The organism is Methylomonas sp. Uni0011 (assembly GCF_056850255.1).
Genome location: NZ_JBVVNO010000003.1, coordinates 250023 through 272998, shown reverse-complemented (window position 1 = coordinate 272998; position 22976 = coordinate 250023). Strand labels below are relative to the sequence as shown.

Below are 22976 nucleotides of genomic sequence, written 5' to 3'. Positions count from 1 at the left end.
TTAAACAACGAATGCCTCCAGATGTTTCAGATAGTTAGCCAACGAATCTTCGGCCGGGGCGCGGCCGCAGTTCGCAATCGCCACGGCCAGTTGTTGAATGTCCGCCGCCTCGAACAAAGTACTTAGCGCCAGTTCGACACCCAACGCCGCCTTGGCCCGCAACACGATTTGGATCGCCAACAAGGAATGGCCGCCCAACGCGAAAAAATTGTCCTGAATCCCGATCCGGCCGATACCCAATACGTCCTGCCAAATGTCGGCCAAAGTGGCCTCGATGGCGTTGCTCGGCGCGACGTAACCCGCCTCTGCCGAGCGCTCGACCGGCAGCGCCAGCAACGCTTTGCGATCGACCTTGCCGTTATCGGTCAACGGCATTTGCGCCAACGCCACCCAGGCGGCGGGCACCATGTAATCGGGCAAGCGCTGGCGCAAATAAGCGATCAATTCCGCCGTCTCGAGCGCTATCCCGGCCTGGAAATAGGCAACCAACTGCTTGCCCCCGGCAAATTCCCGGGCAACGACCACGGCGTGGCGAATGTTCGGATGCAACAGCAAGGCCTGCTCGATTTCGCCGAGCTCGACTCGAAAGCCGCGAATCTTCACTTGCTGGTCTTGCCGGCCGATGAACAGCAACTGGCCGTCGTCGCGCCAGCGTACCAAGTCGCCGGTCTTGTACAGCCGGCCCGGACCGAAGGGGTTGGCGATGAATTTCTCGGCGGTCAATTCGGGCTGGTTGAGATAGCCGCGGGCAACACCGGCGCCGGCAATGTGCAATTCGCCGGGTACGCCGATCGGGACCGGTTGCAGGTCGCTGTCCAGGACGTAGACTTGGGTGTTGGCCAGCGGCCGACCCAGCGGGATCGGCTGGTCGGCGGCGACGGCCGCTTCGATGGGGTACAGCGTGGCGATGACGGTGGTTTCGGTCGGGCCGTAGCTGTTGATGACCCGGATATTCGGGTTGCGTTGCCGCCAGACCCGATACTTTTGCGCTTCGGCTTTTTCGCCACCGATCACCACCCGGCTTAACGCGGTGTCGCTGAAGTCTTGCTCCACCAGCGTATGCCAGTAGGCGGTGGGCAGGTTGATCAGGCTGACCCGCTGCCGCTGCACCACGCTTTTCAGGTAGCCGGCGTCGGTAAAGCGTTCGCCGTCCATCATCACCACCGCACCGCCGCTGAGCAGGGTCGGAAACACTTCTTCCACGAAAATATCGAAGCCTATGGTCGAAAATTGCAGCACCCGGTCGCTGCCGCTGAGTTGGTAGGCGGCGATGACGGCCAGGTTGTGATTGACGACGTTGCGGTGCTCGACCATGACGCCTTTGGGCCGGCCGCTGGAACCGGAGGTGTAGATGACATAGGCCAGATGCTCGGGACGCGCCAATTGCCGCGGCGGCTCGTCGATTTGGGCGATCCGCGGCCAGTCCCGGTCCACGGCAACCCGTGGCAGGTCCAGGCCCTGGGTCATCTCGCCGGCAGCCGGCTCCAGCGCCGCTTCGGTCAATATCAGTTTGGCGCCGCTGTCCGCCAGCAGCCGTTTGCCGCGTTCGCTTGGGGTGTTGGCGTCCAGCGGCAGATAGGCGCCGCCGGCCTTGAGGATGCCCAGCAGGCCGACCAGCATCAGCGGCGAACGGCGCAGACACACCGCCACGAGGGTATCGGCCTGGACGCCAAGCTGTTGCAGATAAACGGCCAGCCGGTCGCTTTGCTCGTGCAGCTCCCGGTAGCTGAGCGAACTCTCCTCGCCGATCACGGCCACCTGTTCCGGGGTTTTCAACGCCTGGCGGACGAATAGCTGGTGCAGGCAAGCGGCGGGAACCGCGACCGTCTGCGTCGCATTGAACCCGGTCAACAGACGTTGCTTTTCGGCCGCCGGCAGGATTTCGATGGCGCTGACGGCTTGATCCGGATTGGCAACCACACCGGCCATTAACTGTTTGAAACAGGCCAAGTGCCGGACAACGCTGGCATCGTCGAACAAGCTGCGCTTGTACTTGATGTTGATTTGCAGGCTGTGCCTGAAATCGTAAATTTCGAGCGTGTAATTGTCCTCGGTTTGCTGAAACACCTCGTACAAAGTCTCGACGCCCTGCAGCGCGTCGGCGTTATGTAACAGCTCGTCGAAAAAATTCTGGTAGGTGTAGGACACCGGAAACGGGTTTTCCTGGGGATTGGCCAAATGCAAGCCCAAGTCCGACAACAGCCTGGGAAACGGATAGTGCGCATGGTCCAGGCACTCGAAAAACCGGCGCCGGGCTTGCTGCATTAACTGATTGAAGGAAGCTGTCGGCTGCACTTGGCACGGTACGACCATGACGTTGATGTAACAACCGATACTGTGTTCGTAGGCCGATTTGGGCCGCCCGCGTACCGGCGTCGTCACCGCCGGCGCCGCGTGCCGGGTCAGCTTGTATAGAAAAACTTGAAACAGCGCCAGGAACAACACCGCCAAGCTGGTTTTACCACGCGTCGCCAAGCGCTTCAGGGCTGCCAGCTCGGCACCGTCCAGCCTGAACTTTTGACAACCGATACCGGCGGCCGACAAACTGGCTTGCGGCAAATAATCGTAAGGCAGATTCAAGGTCGCCGCTCGATCGGCCAATAATTCACGCCACCAGCGTGCGTCTGCCGCCCCGTCAGCGCCGGCCAGATAGCGCCGTTCCCAATCGACAAAATCCAGAAACGCCAGATCGGGAGCGCGGCAAACCAAGGTCGCACCGGCCCGTAAGGCGTGATATTTCTGCCAGAACGCGGCGATAAACAAGGCCCCGGAGGTGCCGTCGAACACAATGTGGTGAATGACGAAATAGACGTAAGTCCCGGCCTCGGCCGCATCGATCGCATACAGCCTGACCGGCGCGTCCTTGGACAAATCGAAAGGCTGCCGCAACAATTCCCACAAGCAGGCGTCCAGCACCGCCGCCGATTCCAGTCGCATTTCGTGACAGTTGATACATGCTGCGACCGGCCGAATCCGCTGCACGCAAGCGCCGGTCTCGCTGTCGGCCTCGAGCGCCACGGTAAGCATGGGGTACTCGGCCAGCATCGCCGCAAGCGCTTGCTGCAATAAGGCGGCATCGACGTTGCCTGAGACTTTAAACGTCAACGGCACGTTAAACGCGATCGACTCCGGCGCCAGTTGATTGACGTACCACAGACCCTTTTGCACCTCCGACAACGGACCGCAGATAGCGGCATCGGCCAAACCCGGCGTCTCCCCGCTTGAGCCGGCGCTGCCGGCCGGCGTTTTTTGCTGCAGTTTCAGCGCCAACAGCGCGAAAAACCCGGCAAAGTCGTCGACACCCAGCACCTGGCTGAATTTGATGTCCAACCCCAGCGCCTCGTTCAAACGGCCGACGAACTGCACCACGTCGATGGAATCGAAACCGTAATCGATCAGTGAAAGCGCCAAGTCGAGCGAGCCCAGCTCCAGCTTAAAAATGTCTTGAACCAACTCGGCTAGCACCGCGGCGCTGGACGGATCGAGTCCCCACTCCGCCAAGGGCCGATCGGAGGCCCGCGCTGCGCGCTGCGCGATGCCGCTGGCGGCAACCGCGGCGTCGGCCCGGTATTCCTCCAGAACGACATGGGCGTTTACCCCGCCGATGGCATAGCTGTTCAGGGCCGCGCGTTTCGGCTGATCGGAACTCGGCCAAGGCCGGCCCTGGCGTTGCAGAATCAACGCATGCCCGGCGGCCAAATCGCTATTGACCGCATCGAGACCGGCGATACCGGGCAACAGACCGTGCTCGAAAGCTTTTAACACTTTGATAATCGATGCCATCCCGGAAGCAGCTTCCGGGTGGCCGATGCTGGGTTTTACGCTGCTGACGTGCCAGCGTTTGCCGGAATCGGCGCTGGCTTGCCGGTAGCTTTGGTCGACGGCGCCCAATTCCAACGCATCGGCCATCGGATTGCCGATACCGTGCGCCTCGACGTAATCGATCGAGTCGGCGCTGCAGCCGGCATTGGCGAGGCTCAATCGAATCACTTCCTTAAGCCCTTGCGGATTCGGCGCCTCGAACGAATAGCCGCGGCCGCCGTGGTAAACCGCCGACCCTTTGACTACGCCCAAAATGCGGTTGCCATCCTGCTCGGCATCGGCCAAGGGTTTCAGGATCAACACGCCGCCGCCTTCGCTACGCAGATAACCGTTGGCGGTAGCGCCGAAACTTTTGGTCTGGTTGTCGCGGCTGAGAATATCGCGGTAAAGTCCCTGTCGCGCCGCCTGAGCGAATTCGTCCGCAGCGATCAGGTTGACGCCGCCGACAATCGCCTGCCGGCATTCCCCGGCCCGCAAACTTTGCACCGCCCGGTGCAAGGCCAGGTAGACGCTGGTGCAAAAGGAATTGACCGTCTCGCTCGGCCCTTTCAGGTTCAGCCGAAACGAAATTTTGTTGGCTAGCGGAATCCGATACGCCACGTCCGCCGTCGGCAACGTTTCCCGGCAGCCGATGAAAACCGCGGTCGGAGTTTTCGCCAATGCTGCAAGGTCGAGCCGATACTCCAGCAAAGCGTCCGCGATACATCGATACAGCAATTGCTCCTGCCGCGGCAAGGCTGCATACTCGGCTTCCGAGATCGGCAATGCCTCCGGCGCTTGCCGCTTGCCAAGGTCGATTCGGCCATAGGCAAGTTCCGGCACCTCCGACCGGCCCGAGACCTGCAACGGCACCCCGGACACCACCTTTTGCCACAACGCAGCGGCATTTTCGGCTTCCGGGAAAATCCCGGCCATGCCGACCACGGCAATCGTCATGGCGGCTCGCGCCGGCTGCGGTTGCGCCACCAATGCCGCCGACACAGTCACAGGCCGGCAGTCCGTAGCCACCGCCGCCAAGTCCAACACCTCCGCAAGCAAATAATCCGCAAGCAAGTCCAAACGCGGATAATCGAATAGCACGGTCGACCGCAACGCGCAGTGCAAGCGCTGTTCCAGTTCCACTTTAAAGTCGACCGCCTGCATGGAGTCTGCGCCGAGTTCGCCAAAGTTCCGGTCGTCGGCGACATCGTCGGGATCGTCCAATTCCAAAAACTCGACCAGCAAACCGCGGATAAAATCGATCAAGATGCGTCGGCGCAAATCCGGCTGCGCTTGGGCAAGCCGGTCTAACACGCTGAATGCTTCATGCGTTTCGCAGTAGGCGTCCGCAAACTGTATATCCGTCCCCATCGTGGTCTGAATAGAGTCAAAAACTATGGATAGTTGGCGCAAAATCGATGTGCGGAATCGGCGCTCCGTCAAGCATCCGGGCGTAACACCGCCAAGGTTACCTCGCCTTTGGATTTGCCAAGCTTGTCGTCGTGAAAATGGCAGAACGTCTTCAAAAACGTGCAGCGAGAGGTTTTCTTCACCAAACTAATGCCGAAGGTTCCGTAAAACCGTTTGGCGTTAATAAAGCTTTGATAGCTGGAATTTAAATTCGCAATTAGAAAGTTGGACAACTGCTTCTCGAAAAAAGAATCCGGCTCGTATTCGTTTAACTCCGGAATTAATCCGTGCTTGATGCAATATCCCAAATGAACATAAGCGATTTGGTTGTAACAAATATTGTATTCGACGGCGTTAAAATGTCCGGTATCGTCGATATAGCAGGATTCCGGAATCGAAAACTCGCCGTTCATCAACATACCTTGTAATCCCAGCCCTTCTTGCTGCTGAAAATAAGCCTTCTTCAGATATTGGCAGTGCTGCCGATACGGCGACAATACCTGATTGACGAAGGAACCTTCGATATCGGTTAACGTCAGCGCGTCGCATTCCGCTAATTCAGTAATTGCACTCATGAGTTTATTCCTACATAAAAAGGTAAGTCGTCGTAAATACCGATGCGATAGCTCTTGCTTTTCTCGCCCGGTTTTACCGAAGAGGCTTTATGCACCAACGGCCGGTTATCCCAGATAATCAAATCGCCCTCCTCCCAATAATGCGTATGAATATGTTCCGGCTGCTCGGCGAAGTCGAATAAGGCCTGCATTACCTTTTGATTTTCTTCGTAAGTTAAACCGGCCAATTTGGTGGTAAAACCGCTACTGATATAGAGAATCTTTTCGCCTGTGACCGGATGCTGTATCACCGCCGGATGAATAACCGGCGGTACTTCGTTATGGATCCGGTCGAGTAACTCGGCCAACGACTTGTCGATATCCGACGCTTGAACTTTGTAACGCAGTTTGCCTTCGTGAACGGCGCTTGCCGTTTCGACATAGGCTTTTAATTCGGCCGGCAATTTTGCGTATACCGCGGCCATGTCGATATAAGACGTTTCCCGGGCGGATTTCGGGAATACCAAGGGATAGACCGACGTGAAAGACAGCGGGTGGGGTTCGAACGCGCAATCGGTGTGCCAGTAGCGCCCGGTGCCCGCCACGCCAAGCTTTTTGCCGTCCGCCTCAATCACGTTGGACGAGACGAAGATCTCGGCATGGTCGGGATGATGGTACTGCGGCTGAAAATACACTTGCGGCCGACCCAGTTTGCGGGTGAACGCCACATAACGTTCCGCCGTCAATTCTTGACCGCGCAACACCACCAGTTTGTTTTTATAAATCAACTGCCTTATCAGCGCTAACTCCGGCGCATGGTCAGACAATTCGTTAACATCCAATCCAATAATTTCGGCGCCGATATTACCGGGCCTTGCTTCTTTAATTTCCAGGCCTGAAGTTTCAGTAGTCATTCGCTTATTCCAATTTCAATAATTTCGCCAAAAGTAAACAGTATTACCGGCAAGATATTCTCGAACGTCAATTGCCGATACCAACGTAAAAAGGCAAATCGTCGTAAATACCAACCCGATACATTTTGCTGGTCTCGCCCGGCTTAACCCCCGAGGCCTTATGAATCACCGAACGGTTATCCCAAATGATTAAATCGCCCTCTTCCCAATAATGGGTATGCACGTGCTCGGGCCGCTCGATAAAATCGAATAATGCCTTCAGCGCCATTTGATTTTCTTCATGGTCCAGTCCGGCGATTTTTATCGTAAAACCGCTACTGATATACAACGAGAATTCCCCGGTTACCGGATGTTGAATGACGGCCGGATGTTCGACCGGAGGTACTTCGGCATTGATGCGCTCGAGTAACTCCGCCAGCGATTTATCGATATCGCTGGCCTGAACCTTATACCTGAGTTGGCCGGCGTGAATATAGGTTTTGGCGTCGACATATTGTTTTAATTGCGACGGCAGATTTTTCAACACCTGCACCATATCGATGTACGAAGTTTCCCGCGACATTTTCGGAAATACCAAGGGATAAACCGAGGTAAACGACAAAGGATGTTTTTCGAAAGCACAATCGGTATGCCAATATTTTCCGGTACCGGACACGCCGATTTTGTTGCCGTTTTGATCCGGCACGTTGGACGAAACAAAAATTTCGGGGTAATTCGGATGGTGGTACTGCGGTTGGAAATAAACCTGCGGCCGGCCCAGTTTACGGGCGAATGCCACATACTTGGCTTCGTCCAGTTCCTGGTTACGCAACACGACCAGTTTATTGCGGTAGATCAGACTCCGAATCATCCCGAGTTCAGGCGCTTCGGCGGACAAGGCGTTTATGTCCAGGCCGCGGATTTCGGCACCGATTTTGCCGGGTTTAGACTCGATCACTTCGATTTCGATGGTTTCAACGCTCATTCAGGCACTCCTATAAGCTCCAGTGATGGTGGTGGGTTGTGGTACTCCCGGCAGGTGTCGACTGGCGCACGACGCTACCGATTTGGCCCTGCAATCCAAGTCGGCCGCCAATAGCGGGCGTGGCCTAATTGACTTGCCGGGATTGTGCGGTCCAGTAAGGCGTCCTCAATTCCCGCTTCAATATTTTTCCGCTTGGATTCCGAGGCAGCTTTTCCAGAAAGTCGATCGATTTCGGCGCTTTGAAGTCGGCAATGCGCTGGCGGGTAAAATTGATCAATTCTCGCGGCTTGATCGTCCAACCCGGTCGCAACACCACAAACGCCTTAACGACTTCGCCCCAACGTTCGTCCGGGACGCCGATAACCGCCGCCTCGGCGACGCCGTCGTGCTCGCATAGCGCAGCTTCGATTTCGGCCGGATAGATGTTCTCGCCGCCGTAAATGATCATGTCCTTGAGCCGGTCGCAGATAAACAAATAGCCCTGGTCGTCTAGATAACCGGCATCGCCGGTGCGGACCCAACCGTCGGCGGACAGACATTCCCGCGTTGCCGCCGGATTGTTCCAATATCCGGCCATATTGGCCGGCGACTTGATGCAGATCTCGCCTATCGCCAGCGGCGGCAGGCAACGGCCTTCGGCGTCGATCACCCGCAGCTCCACCCCCGGCAAAGCCCGGCCGGCAGATTCCAAACGCTTGAGGTTTGCCGGCTCATGGTCCTCGGGGCGTAAACAAACCGCCATATTGCCGGTTTCGGTCATGCCGTAGATTTGGAAAAAGCCGCAACCGAAACGCGCCATCGCCTTTTTCAGCAAGGCCGGCGCGATCGGCGAGCCGCCGTAGAGAAAGCCCTTTACCGACGACAAATCCGTGCTATCGCAGGTCGGTTCCGCCAGCGTGGTCTGAATCATGGCCGGCACCATCGGCACTTTGCTGATCCGGTGGCGCTCGATCAATTCCAACACTTTCCAGGCCACAAAGGTGTCGATGACAATGCCTTGCGCGCCGGCAATGAATCCCTGTATCGCCCACCAGATCCCGCCCATATGGAATTGCGGCAACGATATCAACAGCCGGTCTTCCGGATTCAGATCCATCCAAAGGTCGCCTCGTTCGCGCATGCCCCGCATCAGCCTGAAGAACGCATCATTTTGCAACTGCACCCCTTTCGGATGGCCGGTGGTACCGCTGGTATACATTTGCACCACCACATCTTCCGGACGAGGCTGCAAAGCCGGCGGCGTTGGCGGAAACCGGTCCCGCCAGCCCTGAAAACTTGGGTATCCGCCCAGTTCCGCGTCTAACACGACAATTGTGCGCAGCCGCGGCAGTGCGTGTTTTGCCGCGGCAACACGTTCGAGAAAATCTTTAGCCACAAACACTATTTCGACTTCGCCGTTTTGCAGGATATAAACGCTTTCCGCCGCGGACAGGCGCCAGTTAATCCCGATCAGCACCGCCCGCGCCTTGGCGCAGCCAAATAAAATTTGATAGCTGTCGATACTGTCCTTGGCCAAAACCGCAACCCGAGCTTGCGGCATAATCCCCTCGGCGACTAATCCGGCAGCAACTTGATTGGCATGCCGGTCGAACTGACCAAACGTCGAACGACAGTCTTCGAACACGAAAGCGGTCGCATCGCCACGCTGTTGCGCTTGCCAAGCCGAGATTCCGGCCAGAGTTTCCGGGGCTGATAACGTCATTGTGCTTGCTAGAGATAAGTATGATGCTTTTACATAAAGCAACTAGAATGCCACCCGGAATTTCTGTAGCAGCATAAATCGGCACATAAAACTCAATATATTGATTTAATTAAATTTATTTAATTAAAAACCGACTAAGCTAACCGGGCTTGAACCGGCAAATCGGCCCCGCTCAGCGGCGTAACCGGCCGCTAACATATCTAGCGAGAAAAATGGGTGTTTTGGCGTAATTTTTTTGAGTCAAATCACATAGCTCAAAAACCGCGATCGTTTTCAGCCAGCCCGAGCATCGAAGCGGACGATAAGACCTTTCCGCATCGCAATTGGAGAGCAACCTTTCCTGGCTGCTGCCGAAATATCGGAATCCGATCTCAGGGAATTTTTCGCCAAGCCGGCTGCCCGGCATCTATGGCCAACACTGCAGCTTGGCGATCGGGAGGAGGATCAGGCGGATGAAATGAAGATTGGTGCCCGCCGCGCCGGAGCGGCTTGAATCAGCCACGATCAGGAAGCGGAATTGGTTCGGAATATGGTTTAGTTGAAACCCAAATTGGCTTGAGCCGGAGCGCCGGCAGCCAGATACCCTTAATAATTCGGATCGTCGGCATCGGTCTGCCCTTGCTCCCGTGATTCCAACCCGCCACTACTTCAAGCAGGGTAACTGCCCAGTCAGCCGTGACTTCAATTAAAAGCGCCGCTTGCGCTGCCTCCTTCCGTTTTAACGCTTGCCATGTACTCCTGATAAATTTTGAGCGCTTGTTCGTCCAATGGAAAACTCGAAAGGGCCTGTTGAGCGGCGGCTTGGACTTTTAGGTCTTCGCTCGGGTTTTGGAGCACAGCTAACAAGGAATCGCGGACATTTTCGTAACTAAAGCTGCCGTTACCCAGCGCCGATACCGCCAAGCTGCGCACGCCGGTATCGGAATCCCGCGCGGCTTTGGTAAAAATTTCCAGCGTGGACTGGTCTTTGCCGGTCCATTGAGTCAGAACTTGTAAGCTATTGCGGCGCACTTCGGGATCGGCACTGGCGGCCAGCGGCGAAACCGCTCGAATCACGTCCTGATGCTCGGTGCGGGTGGAGACGCCTTGCCGATTTAAACTGGAAATCGCCGCACTGACCAGCCGGGGATCGCTATCGGCAACCTTGTGCAGCATGTCTATGACTTGCGAGCGAAGTTTAGGATCGTTGCCGGCCGCGCCGCCTATCAACTGCAAGGCATTCAAGCGTTGCTCGTCGTTGCCGTCGCGCAGGAGTTGCGAAGCCGCGTCTTTAAGCTCCGGCATCACTTCTACGCCGCCGGACATGGCCAATATTTCGCTCAAGGTGTTGCCTAAATCTGTGCCGCTGGCATGCAGGAATTGGGAAATGACTTGACTGCGCGCAGCCGGATCGCTTTGTAAATGCGCGATGAGTTGCTGGAATTCCGGGCTATTGCGCAAAGCGTCCATATCCGGATTTTGCGCCAGTTTGGCGTCCAAAGCCCCCAATAATTCATGCGTGTCCCGAGGGGCTGCTTCAGTCTCAGCCATGGGTAAAGCCTGAGTCCGAGAAACAGCGGCACCACGGTTTACGGCCTGTTCTGAAAGGCGAATGCCGGAGGCCGATGCTGCCAGCCGTGAAGTTTTGCCCGATTGCTCGCTTTTGCGGTTCGCGGCGAGCGGGGACGGTGTCGTGGGCTCCGAGGCGCTTTGATTCGTGAGACTTGCTTCGTCTGCAAAATCAATTCCGCGAACGCAATACCCGGCACCGAATGCCGCCATCAGGAGAGACAGAGATAAAATTTTGGAATTAGGCATAATTTTCAAAGACTCCCGCGAAGCTTCGCAAACGAACGGTATCTCGCCGAAGCAGGCGTGCTGCGTCCATTGCCGCCTGCTCCAAGCCACTAAAAACGTCCATCAAGCCGGTAGTGCGATACGGCGTTTAAAACCCAGCCAGCCCGCCAAGGCGCTTCCGAATAACCACACGGCTGCCGGCACCGGCACCGGTGCCGTTTCCGCGCCGAGATTCATCGAAATATGCCCTAGCACTTTTTCGGTGATATCTCCAGGTTCGGCACCGAATCTAAAAAAATTACTCCATTGAGACGCGCCCCATTTGTAATCCGCGCTTAAGGTCGTATAGCCCGTTGTCGGATCGACGCCGAACACCGGGTTGATTAGTTCAAATATGCTTCCAGGCGCCACGCCGCCACTGCTACCGATGTACCATTTGTATTCCTGAGTCATCCGATCTTGTTGCAGGCGGATATCCAGGCTGGCAAACCACAGCGAAGCGCCCGGTGCGATAAAATCGCTGTGCAGGCGCAGTGAGCCGCCCAGGCCGATTGTTAAAGGCGTTTCCTCGCCCGGATAGGGATTATAACTGCTGGGTACCCAACCGGATCTTTCAGGCCACCAGACCCCTGCTCGCAAATCATCGACTTGCATGGTAAAGCCGCCTGGCGGTTGATCCAGAGGCACCCAATCATCTTGATTGTAGATACGCCATTGCGCCACGGCTTCCGGATCGGCTGTGCCATTGGCTATACGCGCCTCCGAGGCAAGCTCCGAACGCTTAATGGCGGTAGGCGAGTTATGATCCAAAAATAGCTGCGGATATAAAAAACGATTGCCCTTGGTATCCGACGTCGGTCCTTCAGACCCCTCTATGGGGATACCATGGATATTGGTTCGAGACCACCTCGGCATCATGGTGGCCCAGGCTTGGCGGTCATAGGTCAAACGCGCTTCCCCGCCTATAAACCCTGGAGGGAAATAAGTGGGTTCGAATACTGTTGAGGAGAAAACTTGCGTGGATAGTAGCAGCGAATTTATCAAAACTAATAATGCGTGTTTTTTAACGGATTTTGTTGATGGCATAGTCAATTTTCCTTTTAAACTAAGATGGACAAAAAGGGTGCAATGAATTTAAAGCTAATTAAAAATTATTGAAAATAAATCAGGCTTGGCTAGCTGCAGGTATGGTGGATTTTTGCAGGTGGTGGGTGAGTTTGCGAACCCCCAACATTTGCAGCTTCGAATTATTGGGCTTCACTCGCGGTAACCTCAAACTACCGCGCTTTAAAACTGAAACCACCCGAGGTGTTTTGCTAATTCACTCAAGTGGTTTCAATTTATCGATCAACCGCAGTCTATGTAAAACTTAATCAATAGACTTTTAGTTGTAGGTATATGTCACAGAGATTCTACCGACTAAAGCAAGTGCCTCTGAACCAGTAGGGGTTGCGCCTGCTGAAGTTTTATAGGCATTGGGAACAAGCCCTGTTAATACACCTGTACCTGTTGGCGTGGTAAGGCCGGTGCCGGGACCCATCATTAGCGCATTATCCGTTGAATTTAGGCCGGAAGTGATCCACCAAGTGCCTGTGCCGCCATCGGGTGCAGCGCATGGAGCACTGTTTGGCGTCCCCCGGTAGCATCGTCCCCAATCGGTGGTGTTGGCAGACGAAGGGTTGGCCCAGTTATCAACGGCATCGGCAAAACGAAGGTTGGCTTTCAGGGTGACGGTTTTAGTTGCCGCGGTATGAACATAGTTAACTTCAGTAAGCTTGAGGAAACTCAGCCCATTATGATCATCCCATAGCTCCCAGTCTGTACCTACTTTGGTAAGCCTGAGTTTACCCATTCTTAAAGATAGGGTTGGATTTTGAAATGAGCTGCGAAATTTGAACACCCCAGCCAATCCAATATTACCTGTTCCCGTAACGCCGCTGTAGTTTGAAACGGTATTACCAACTTTAAACGTCGAAGTGTAGTTAGGCGTCGCCGAGGTTGCGCATACCACGGGCAGGCTATAAGGGCCGTAATAGTCGGTTCCTGCCGCATCGCCGTTTGCACCAGGCGCGTTAGTGGTAGGGACGGTATTGGACGGGACCGTGCTTGAATAATTCCATGTGGAGGGTGAAGGTGTTGCGCCGGTTCTTTCTTCGATAAAGGCATTCAGATAGATGTAGCGGTTGCCATAAGTTGACCATGCGCCGGTGCCGGTATCGCTGTTTGAAGGGACTGGAGAAATGACTGAACCAGCAGGTATGCGTTTTGTAGAGTCCCCTTGCATTGAAGCTAAAACACCCTTGTTCAAGGTAACGGATGCCGACCCACCGCAAACCGCACTTGCATCGAAAGCCAACAGAGCGCTAGACAATCCGGTTAAGGTAAAAAGTCCGGCTTTGATCATTTTTAGATTGACGTTTTTCATTAATTTTTCCTGATAAATGGATTAACTATTTAGGTTTGCTCATAAACTACCGAGGACGACAAACCCATTGCAGGATTGGCGATTAATATCGCGCATACCATTACTGCGCCTACTTTGGGTACAAAACTCTTGATCAGTATCAAGCTCCAGATTAGTTTTATACCTGCATTTTCTATCCCTGAACCGCTGATCCTGTTTTAACAAATGCAAATCTTTTGCGTAATTTTGTTCATAATTCTGATGGATACTTTGAGTTTTCAGGGGGCGATGCCTGCTCGTCGGTCACATTGGCACCCACTGAAATTAACGTGACGGAAATCGCGCTCAGCGCAAACAGGCTTAAATGCTTTTTGTTGCGGATATTCATTTTTTCTCCTTTGTTTTGACTGAAAAATTTAATTTCCAAATCAAGCATAAATTGGCGATTATTAATTTGGCCGCCAAGCGATTAAATAACTCTAACACTCCCACTGACTCCATCGGAGTCGGCGCGAAGTTTCCACCGAGATTTACAGAGTTTCAATGAGGCAAATTGTCGCACCACAAACCAACTCGGCAACACTATCCATACTGTGTTAAATAACTATTTTAAATACCGCACTTTTGGCCGATTTTACGGCATATGCCGCAATTACTATAAATAGGAAAAATTTCTATTTGAAAATATTTTTTACCGCCAACAGGTGCCGAAACGAACTAACACTCAAGCAAATTCCATAGAAGACGCATCGAGACCATCTTATCAGCCATAAGACGCCATAATTTTCGGAATATCATCAAAACGCATCATCCGAACAGCTAATCTTAAAAGCTAATATTATTTAATTATTTATTTTTAACACCTAAAGTAAACGGCGATTTACCTTGGTAAAAATCTATATCTCAGACAATATTTACGAACCTACAAAAAATAGCCACAGCAGGCAGATAATCACTTAGCAACCGACCAGACAGCTTAAATATTTAGTTTTATCCGTTCGCGCCAGCGCCGCCGGCATTATTCAACCCGCTATTTATCTTGCTGCTGTGTAAATATAGAAACTCCGCATATCACCGAAAAACTGCTTTTTCCGATGGCGAGGAGGATCAGGCGGATGAAATGAAGCTCGGTGCCCACCGCGGCGGAGCGGCTTGAATCAGCCACGATCAGGAAGCGGAATTGGTGCGGAATATCGTTTAGTTGAAACCAAAATTGGCTTGAGGGGGCTGATAGGACTCGCTTGCCATATACTGCTGAATGGCGGCTTGCGCTTGCTCATCCAACGCAAAACGCGCCAACGCCCGTTGCGCAACCGCTTTTATTGCCGGCTCTTCATCCGGGTTATGCAAGGTGTCGAGCAAAGGTTGGCGCACGCTGTCGTAACTAAATTCGCCGTTGCCAAACGCAGAAAGCACCCAGGTTCGCACCTGAGGATCGGGATCGTTAGCGCCTTGGGCCAAAGTTTGCATGGCATCCGGGTCTTGGGCTCCCCACTTGGCGATTACCTGGAAACCGTTCAAGCGCACTCGCGAATCGTCATGCCCGACGAACGGCGTCACCTCCTTGATGATCGCCTGCCGCTCGACCTCCGAGGCTCCACCTTGCCGCACCAAGTTGTCCATCGCCGCCACCGCCACCTCCGGATCGCCGCCATCACGTTTCAGCGCCTCCAGCAACGCCGCGCGGGTTTGCGGCGTGTAACTGGGGGTCGAACCCAGCAGTTGCAAGGCGTCAGCCCGCTGTTCGCTGTTACCGTGTTTCAACAGCCATTCGGCCGAACTTTTCAACGTCCCCATGCCAACGCCCGCGCCGGATGTCGCCACAGCCAACACCAAGGTTTTACCGAGCGGCGTGCCGCTGGTTTTCATGATCCGCGCCAATACGGCTTGCCGCGCTGCGGGGTCGGATTGCAGTTTTGCCATCAACAATTGGTAACTTTCGCTGTTTAATAGCTCGTCGTGACTAAGGCCCTGTCCGGCCAGATCGTCGAGGACCAACAATATTTCCCCGACGGCCTGGGATAGAGGATTTTCCGCCGAAGCATCCTCATCCTCGGCAGCTTCTGCGAACCCTGGCTCCGGCTGGTCAGCCGCCCAACCCGGCAGCACCACGGAATCGACGGACCGGCTGACGGGAGATGCCGGCCCGGCGGAAGCCCTACCGCCGACTCTAAGCGACTGGGCCGTCTCGCCGCCGCCGAAAAAATAGATCATCAAACAAGCCAGCAGAAACGCGGGGATCACAATCGCGCGGGTTAGCTGCATATACGATGTCTCCTTGTCATTCGATTTTCGCGAGTTGTAGATTCAACAAACCGTTGAGCCGAGAATGCTGCCCAGAACCTAGGAACCGGGCTTAACACCATGATGCGCGGTTGCAAAGCAACATTAACCCCTCTCGAATCGCCGCAATCCGCCGACGCCAAGCAGTGCGCCGCCGAACAGCCAGACCGCGCCCGGCAGCGGCACCGGCGACGCATCGGCCACGTCGCCGTCGCGGACGGCCCAGGCATTAAAAATGGTTTGAGAGTAAAAATACTCGTCACCCTTGGGTTGATAACTGTCGATTCCCTCGTAAAGACTGAAGGTTTCCGCCCACGCGGGGTTTTTGGGCATTTCGCCTGACGACCAGTAACCTGACCCGCCGACTTGAACATTGCTGAACAGGTCGTAGTTGGCGTTGTGGACGGCATCGAGCGGCTGCCCCAATTCACCGCCCAATTCGCCAAAAAATAAATGCCCCATCTCGCTTTGGACTTTCTTGGCGCTGGCGGTTGGCAGGCGCCAATCGCTGTAGCCGCCGTAGTCCAGATTTTGGGCCCAGGCCATCGCCCCATACCAGCTCAATTGGCCGGTGTCGGCATTGAAGTCGCCGGCGGCCAGATTGTAATGGCCGCTATTGGCTGGCGTGTTGCCAGTGTTGGGGGTGTCGTTAATGGTGCCGACATTGGCGATGATCTCGTTCACCAAGTTTGGGTTGGCGGCGGCCTGGGTTTGGAACAGGTTGGCATCGGCCACCCAGGTGATGTTGCGGTCGCTGTCGTAGATCATGGTGCCGCCGGCCCGGCTGAGCAGCGCGGCTTGGCCGGTGGCGGACAGGGTGAGCAATAAGGTTGCGGTTAGCGGTTTTAACAGTTGCATGTGCATTTTTCCTGGTTCGTTAAAATTTTAAATGGCGGGTTACCGGTCAAGCGGCACGGCGGCGCTTGCCACCCAGCCAGCCCAAGCCGCCGGCAAACAGCCAAACGGCGGAAGGCAGCGGCACCGGCGACCCCGCGCCCACGTCGCCGTCGCGCACCGCCCAGGCGTTAAGATATTCGTCGCCCTTGACGCCGTAGCTTTGGTAGCCTTCCGGAATCGCGGCACCCGATGGAAAGGCCGATGTAAAGTAACCGGCGAATTCCGGAAACGGCCCAAACTCGGCATCCAGCCAGTATTTTGGGGTGTGGTAACCGCCGCCCTGCACCGACGGAAAGTTGCTGAACAGGTTGTAATCCGGACTGGTGGCAAAATCGGGGTCGAAGCCGCCCAACTCTTCAAATAAATGGTTCAGCTCGCTGCCGCTGACACGGTATCCAGGCCCCGGCGTACCGTAATTCGGTAGCCGCCAGTCGCTGAAGCCGCCGTATGTCAGGTTCTCGGCCCAGGCCTTGGCACCGTACCAGGTCATGCGGCCGTCTTCGGCGTCGAAGTCGCGGGCGGTCAGCGCGTGGTAACCGCTGCCGGCCGGGGAATCGTAAGCGTTGGGGGTATCGTGGATGCCGCCGACATTGGCGATGATCTGGCTGACCAGATTGGGATTGGCCGCCATTTGGGTTTTGATCAGATTGGCGTCGGCCAGCCAGGTCACGTTGAGTTCGGTGTCGTAGACCATGCTGCCGCCGGCCCGACTTAGCAAGGCGGCCTGGGCGTTGGCGGATAGGATCAGCAGCGCCGCGGCGCCGAGGGTTTTAACGGTGTGCATATTCGTGCTCCTTGAATTATCGCGCGGTGGGTGTCAGATAGAAATGGCGCGGCGCTTGATGCCGATCAAGCCCAACAGCGCGCTGCCGAACAGCCAGGCCGTGGCGGGTAGCGGTACGCTGGAAACCCCGCTGCCGGACCGGTTGGGATTGATGGATAGGTGGCCGAGTACTTTGTTACCGTCTTCGGAAACCGTCCCATCCACATTTCTAAACTGAAAAAACGCGCCCCAAGCGCTTGTACCCCATCTGTAGTCGGCTTCCAAAGTCATCTGGCCCTGGGCGTTGACGTCAAACACCGGGTTAATCAACTCGAATATCGTCGCCGGAGCTTGGGGATGTGTACTGGCGATATACCAGTAATAGTTGTTGCTGTCGTCGTACGTGTTAATTTGTTCGCGTAGCTCCAAACCGCTAAACCACAACGAACCGCTTTGCCCGAAAAAATCGCTGACCATCCGGAACGAACCGCCCAAACCTATAACCGTTCGCACACGATCACTATCGTTAGTGGGATTCGGATCGTAACGAGTTTGGCTATAACCGCTACCCCAATCGATCGGCAAACCCGATTCTATTGGATCGACCGGCATCGCGAAGCCACCTTCCGGTTGGTCCAACGGCTTGCGTTGCGCCAGATCGAAAATCCGCCATTCTTCAACCGCTTTCGGATCGGCCGTGCCTTTCACGATGTGGTCATCAGAAGCCATGGTGGAAACCGTTGTTGGCGCGGACTGACGGTAGTCACGAAACAACTGCGGATAAAAAAAGCGGTTGCCGTCGGTATCCGAGGTGGGATCGGGCGTGTTCTTCAGATCGATGCCGTGTGAGTCGCTACGCATGGCCGAACTACGCATCGTGGCCCAGGTGGCTTGGTCGTAAGTGAAGTAGGCCATACCGCCGATGGTGCCGCTCGGTAAGTCGGCTTGTGCCGACGAGGCTGTCGCCAGTGCTAGCGCGGCGGCCAGATGTTTAAGGTTTGTGGGATAAATTTTCATGAGTTTTTCTTAACATTATTGTTTCGGGGTAAACCAGCCGAAATTTTTTGGAGTTATGTCGGGAAAAACCACCAGGGTAGGCGGAGCTTTCCCTGGTGGTAGACTTCAAACGAAGGCGATGGATGAACGTACATCTATCGCCAGTGAAGCTATCGGCAATTAGTACGTATAGGTCACTTCGATGGTGCCGACCAGGGCTTGAGACTCGCTGCCGGTTGGACGAGGGCTGCCGTAAAGCGCCGGGGTGCCGGTTTTGGTCGCAGTCGCTGTCGTATAGGTACCGCTTCCGGTCAGCATGGTTTGGTTGTTGTAGGTGGCGGTGCTTGTTTGCCACCAATTGGCGCCGGTACCGATGGTGTCGCCAGGGTCGCCATTATTACAAGTAGAGCTAAACGTACCCTTAATACAACTACCCCAGTCTGTCGGTCCGGCGGCATCGGCGAAACGCAGATTACCTTTCAGCGTCACCGTGGTACCCGATAGGGTTTCCGTCGCCTCGGTCAATTTAAACAGCGTTTGTGGCGTGCCTGTCATGGCTGCGACCAAATTATCTTTAACCACCCATTTGCCAGAGACTTTTTCTAGAGATAGTTTTCCCCATCTAAGAGATAAAGTGGGATTTTGGAAGGCGCTACGTACTTTGAACACACCCGCCAAGCCAATCTTTCCCGCACCTGTACCAGCGTTATAGGTCGAGACGATATTGCCGGTTTGGAAAGTAGTTGTGTAATTAGGTGTAGCGGATGTGGCGCAGACCACAGGCAGGGTTTGAGTTGGATAGGTGTCTGTACCGGCAAGCACGCCAGTTCCGCCAGTGGACGTGACAGGCACTGTGTTACTCAAGGTGCTGTAACTGAACGCGCTATCCGCCAGAAACGTATTCAGGTAGATATAGCGTTTGCCATAATCTACCCCTCCCCAAAGGGCTTGCCCGGTACTGGCATTCGAGACCGGCAACGTTACACCGCCCGGCCTGCCGCCGCCTGCTATCGTTGCCAGTATGGCTTTATTCAGCGTAATGGTCGCAGTTTTACCGGTTACGCACGCCGCATTGGCATCCACTGTCATTAACGCTGTAGATAATGCGCCAAGCGCGAAAAGGCTTGCTTTGATTTTCTTGGTGTTCATTTTTTCTCCTTTGTTTTGACTGAAAACTTTAATTTCCAAATCAAACATAAATTGGCGATTATTAATTTGGCCGCCAAGCGATTAAAGAATTCTAACACTCCCGCTGACTCCATCGGAGTCGGCGCGAAGTTTCCACCGAGATTTACAGAGTTTCAATGAGGCAAATTGTCGCACCAAAATTCTCGCCGAATAACTCAAAAAATCGCGGCAAATAACTATTTCATATCACTCAAAAAAGCATATTTTTTAGGGCATATGCCGCAATCTATTAAAACTTGAGTCATATGCCCTAAAACCGGACACCAGGCCAAGAAAAAATCGATTTAATACTAGCCGTCAAATTAAGCCGCCAAGCTCGTCTGCAAGACTCCAGAACCAGCCGCCTCGTGCGGCAACAGGCTCGCCTCGTCCAGCCGATTTTTGGCAAAACCAAGCATAATTGGCCTTGAAAATGCTACATTCGCCAGTGTAAGCCGGGCGTCTCGGGTGCAGGAAACACCAACTTTCAGTGCTAATCTTCCTATCGGCGGCTAAGTTTACGCTCTATTTTATTTTTTAATAATTACGAAATATAAATCGCTTTACATCCGGAAAAAACAGCATGCCGATACATTGAAATTAATAGCATAGGTTTTGCCATAAACTCATAAACTTTGTTTCAAAATTAACCACACGAAATAATCGAATATTTCTGAAAAAACCCCATCGATAAAACCGATATCTGACATTAAAACCGAATTTTTATTATAGTTTTATGGATACTAAAAAACCCTTAATACATCATTGCTTGTTCACTTGTTTTTTTTCCGCAATATTCATCAGCGGACCGTGCCAATCGGAGGTTTTAACGACTATGGATACCCGGGAGAAACTCTCTGCTGCTGCCGACGAGATCAGCTATTCGGCAACTATTCGGCGCACCCGCTACGGAGTTCCGCACATTACGGCTCAAGATTTAGCTGGAGCCTGGTTCGGCCAAGGCTATGCGATGGCGGAAGACCGGCTATGCGTGTTGCTGGATCAGGTGATCAAGGTGCGCGGCGAACGCGCGCGCTACTTCGGCCCCGGCGAGTACGAAGCCAACGTCGAAAGCGATTTTGCCTACCGGCATTTGCGACTGCTGGCGGACGCGGAAAAACGCTTGCCCGGCCTGCCCAACGAAATTCAAAGCATGTTGACCGCGCACGCTGCCGGCATCAATCGGTATCTGGCCGTTACCGATACCGCCAAACTACCCGCAGCCTGCCGCGATCCGCGCCAGCACGTGACAGTCAATGCGGCCGACCTGTTGGCGATCGCCACCGACTTCAGCATCTTTCTGAGCAGCCGGTTTCTGACGCCATTTATCAGTAACGCCCAACCGCCGCAAGCCGCCGGCACGCCGGTAACGGCACCGGCCGCGCCAGCCGCCGACGCGGAAAAACCGGGCAGCAACGGTTGGGCGATCGGCGCCGACATGACCGAATCGGGCCACGGCATGTTGCTGGCTCAGCCGCATTTTCCCTGGGAAGGTGCCTTGCAGGCTTGGGAGTCGCATGTCACGGTGCCGGGTCAACTTGATGTGTACGGCATCACCGTCCCCGGCGTACCGAACACGCTGGTGGGCTTCAATGCCGCGGTGGCCTGGACCTTGACCGTAACCACCTCGCCCAAGGCCACGCTATATCAATTGAATCTGCTGCCGGGCGATGCCACCCGTTATTACTACGACGGCCAGATCCGGGCATTGCAGCCGGCCGAGTATAAGATTGAGGTATTGAGTAAAGCGGGGGCGTTGGAATCAAAAACCCGCAAGTTATGGCGCAGTCATTACGGCCCCATCCTGTCGATTCCGGCGGCCCTGACCGGCGGCATGGCCGATTACGCCTGGAACGCACAACATGTATTGACCTACCGCGACGCCAATATCGACAACGACTCGATGCTCGCCCAATTTTTCGACATGACCAAGGCGGCGAACATGGACGGCCTGATCGACGCCCACCGGCGCTGGGCCGGCAGCGTGCCCTTCTCCAACACCGTCGCCGCGTCGGCCGAAGGTAAGGCTTGGTACGCCGACAGCTCGCCGGTACCGCATTTGTCGCCGGCGACTTTACAGGCCTGGCGACAAGCCAGGCTAAGCGATCCGGGCGTTGCCGCGCTCTTCGCGTTTCACGGCATCTATCTGTTGGACGGCAGCACGTCGCGCGACGAATGGGTCAACGATCCTGCCGCCCGCAAACCGGGGTTGGTGCCGTTCGAGCGCGCCCCGCAACTGGCCCGGCGCGACTTCGTGTTCAACGCCAATGACAGCCATTGGCTAACCAACCCCAAGCAGCCGCTGGAAGGCTTTTACCCACTTTACGGCGACGAGCGTCAACCGCCTTCGTTGCGCACCCGGATGAACGCACGCACGCTCAGCGGCCAAACCGGCAAATTTACGTTGCAAGCGGTCAAGGATGCGGCTTTGTCCAATCAGGCCTTGGCCGGCCAATTGTTCCGATCGGCCTTGGTCGAGCGCTGCCGGAAAACCAAAGCCGTTAAAGTCGACGGCAAAACCGTCGATTTGGCCGAGGCTTGTCGGGTACTGGCTAACTGGGACGAACGCTTCGATCCGGACAGCCGCGGCGCGGTGCTGTTTCGCGAGTTTTTGAGCGGCTTCCGTCCGGAAGCCGGCGGCCACGAAGATACGCTGATGGCGGCGAACCGCCAAATCTTTGCCCAGGCCTTCGACCCGGCCGAACCGCTCACCACGCCCAGCGGATTGGCCCCAGCGCCGAAAAGCGCTCCGGACCCCGCTTTGCTGGCCCTGGCCAGGGCCGCGCAAAGGTTGAAACAAGCCGGCATCGATTTGGATGCCAGATTGGGCGATGTGCAATTCAGCCCGAAAAACGCCGTCAAAATTCCGATCCACGGCGGCCAAGGCCAGGAAGGCATTTTGAATATGGCGGCCTACAGCGGCTCGAACGACAGCTTGCTGCCGACCACACCCAGAGGAAAAGTGCTGAATCCGGCCACCGGTTTGACCGATCAAGGCTACGTGGTCAATTACGGCACCTCGTTTTTGCTGGCGGTGGAATTGACGGCCCAAGGTCCGTCCGCGCAAGCCGTGATGGCGTTTTCCCAGTCTGCGGACCCGGAGTCGCCGCATTACGCCGATCAGACGGCCTTGTTTTCCAGCAAAGGCTGGCGCCCCTGTTTGTTCCGCAATGCCGAGATTGAGGCCGATCCGGCACTGCGTCGCTACCAAGTTGGCAATCGTTAGGATCGGCTGCATTCAATTCGGCGGGGCATATCGCTCCGCCGTCCGGCCGCCTCAGTCCCGCAGATAGGCCATTACACACAACGCCACTGTTAAATAACCTAGTTTAGTAACTCACGGGC

At 55.1% G+C, this 22976-nt stretch carries 15 protein-coding genes; 1 reads left to right on the top strand and 14 read right to left on the bottom strand.

What is annotated here, in order from left to right; genetic code table 11:
* From AC0IM9_RS06485 to AC0IM9_RS06420, 14 genes are all read right to left on the bottom strand, one after another.
* Entirely contained in the window at window positions 1-5172 is a 5172-nt protein-coding gene (locus AC0IM9_RS06485) for a non-ribosomal peptide synthetase (protein WP_482803451.1), read from the bottom strand.
* Between the two features lie 68 nt (window positions 5173-5240).
* Window positions 5241-5786 carry an FcoT family thioesterase gene (locus tag AC0IM9_RS06480; protein ID WP_140913760.1) on the bottom strand — a complete coding sequence of 182 codons (546 nt, stop codon included), beginning with the start codon at window positions 5784-5786 and terminating at the stop codon, window positions 5241-5243.
* Window positions 5783-6679 (bottom strand): TauD/TfdA dioxygenase family protein, encoded by an 897-nt coding sequence (locus tag AC0IM9_RS06475; protein WP_278209403.1) that lies wholly within the window; start codon window positions 6677-6679, stop codon window positions 5783-5785. The genes AC0IM9_RS06480 and AC0IM9_RS06475 overlap by 4 nt, the downstream gene beginning before the upstream one ends.
* A gap of 67 nt (window positions 6680-6746) precedes the next feature.
* On the bottom strand, window positions 6747-7643 hold the full coding sequence (locus AC0IM9_RS06470; RefSeq protein ID WP_482803450.1) for a TauD/TfdA dioxygenase family protein: 897 nt from the start codon (window positions 7641-7643) through the stop codon (window positions 6747-6749).
* A gap of 124 nt (window positions 7644-7767) precedes the next feature.
* A complete protein-coding gene (locus AC0IM9_RS06465) occupies window positions 7768-9345 on the bottom strand; it encodes a long-chain-fatty-acid--CoA ligase (protein ID WP_482803449.1) in 1578 nt (525 codons plus the stop codon).
* A gap of 681 nt (window positions 9346-10026) precedes the next feature.
* Window positions 10027-10875: a HEAT repeat domain-containing protein gene (locus AC0IM9_RS06460; RefSeq protein WP_482803448.1), complete on the bottom strand. Its 849-nt coding sequence runs from the start codon at window positions 10873-10875 to the stop codon at window positions 10027-10029.
* Between the two features lie 369 nt (window positions 10876-11244).
* A complete protein-coding gene (locus AC0IM9_RS06455) occupies window positions 11245-12207 on the bottom strand; it encodes a hypothetical protein (protein WP_482803447.1) in 963 nt (320 codons plus the stop codon).
* A gap of 298 nt (window positions 12208-12505) precedes the next feature.
* A complete protein-coding gene (locus AC0IM9_RS06450) occupies window positions 12506-13546 on the bottom strand; it encodes a hypothetical protein (protein ID WP_482803446.1) in 1041 nt (346 codons plus the stop codon).
* A 229-nt stretch (window positions 13547-13775) separates the two neighbouring features.
* Complete coding sequence (locus tag AC0IM9_RS06445; protein WP_445372595.1) at window positions 13776-13913, bottom strand: hypothetical protein; 138 nt, start codon at window positions 13911-13913, stop codon at window positions 13776-13778.
* 809 nt (window positions 13914-14722) lie between these two features.
* Window positions 14723-15790 carry a HEAT repeat domain-containing protein gene (locus AC0IM9_RS06440; protein WP_482803445.1) on the bottom strand — a complete coding sequence of 356 codons (1068 nt, stop codon included), beginning with the start codon at window positions 15788-15790 and terminating at the stop codon, window positions 14723-14725.
* Between the two features lie 123 nt (window positions 15791-15913).
* A complete protein-coding gene (locus AC0IM9_RS06435; protein WP_482803444.1) occupies window positions 15914-16666 on the bottom strand; it encodes an Lcl C-terminal domain-containing protein in 753 nt (250 codons plus the stop codon).
* 46 nt (window positions 16667-16712) lie between these two features.
* Complete coding sequence (locus AC0IM9_RS06430) at window positions 16713-17489, bottom strand: VPLPA-CTERM sorting domain-containing protein (protein ID WP_482803443.1); 777 nt, start codon at window positions 17487-17489, stop codon at window positions 16713-16715.
* Window positions 17490-17522: 33 nt separating this feature from the next.
* The gene (locus AC0IM9_RS06425; protein ID WP_278209414.1) at window positions 17523-18485 is read right to left on the bottom strand and encodes a VPLPA-CTERM sorting domain-containing protein; all 963 of its coding nucleotides are present in this window, start codon (window positions 18483-18485) and stop codon (window positions 17523-17525) included.
* 159 nt (window positions 18486-18644) lie between these two features.
* Window positions 18645-19661: a hypothetical protein gene (locus AC0IM9_RS06420; protein WP_482803442.1), complete on the bottom strand. Its 1017-nt coding sequence runs from the start codon at window positions 19659-19661 to the stop codon at window positions 18645-18647.
* An 805-nt stretch (window positions 19662-20466) separates the two neighbouring features.
* Between AC0IM9_RS06420 and AC0IM9_RS06415 the strand changes: the two genes are divergently transcribed.
* Window positions 20467-22857, top strand: a complete 2391-nt coding sequence (locus AC0IM9_RS06415; RefSeq protein ID WP_482803441.1) for a penicillin acylase family protein — start codon at window positions 20467-20469, stop codon at window positions 22855-22857.
* Window positions 22858-22976: the final 119 nt, after the last annotated feature.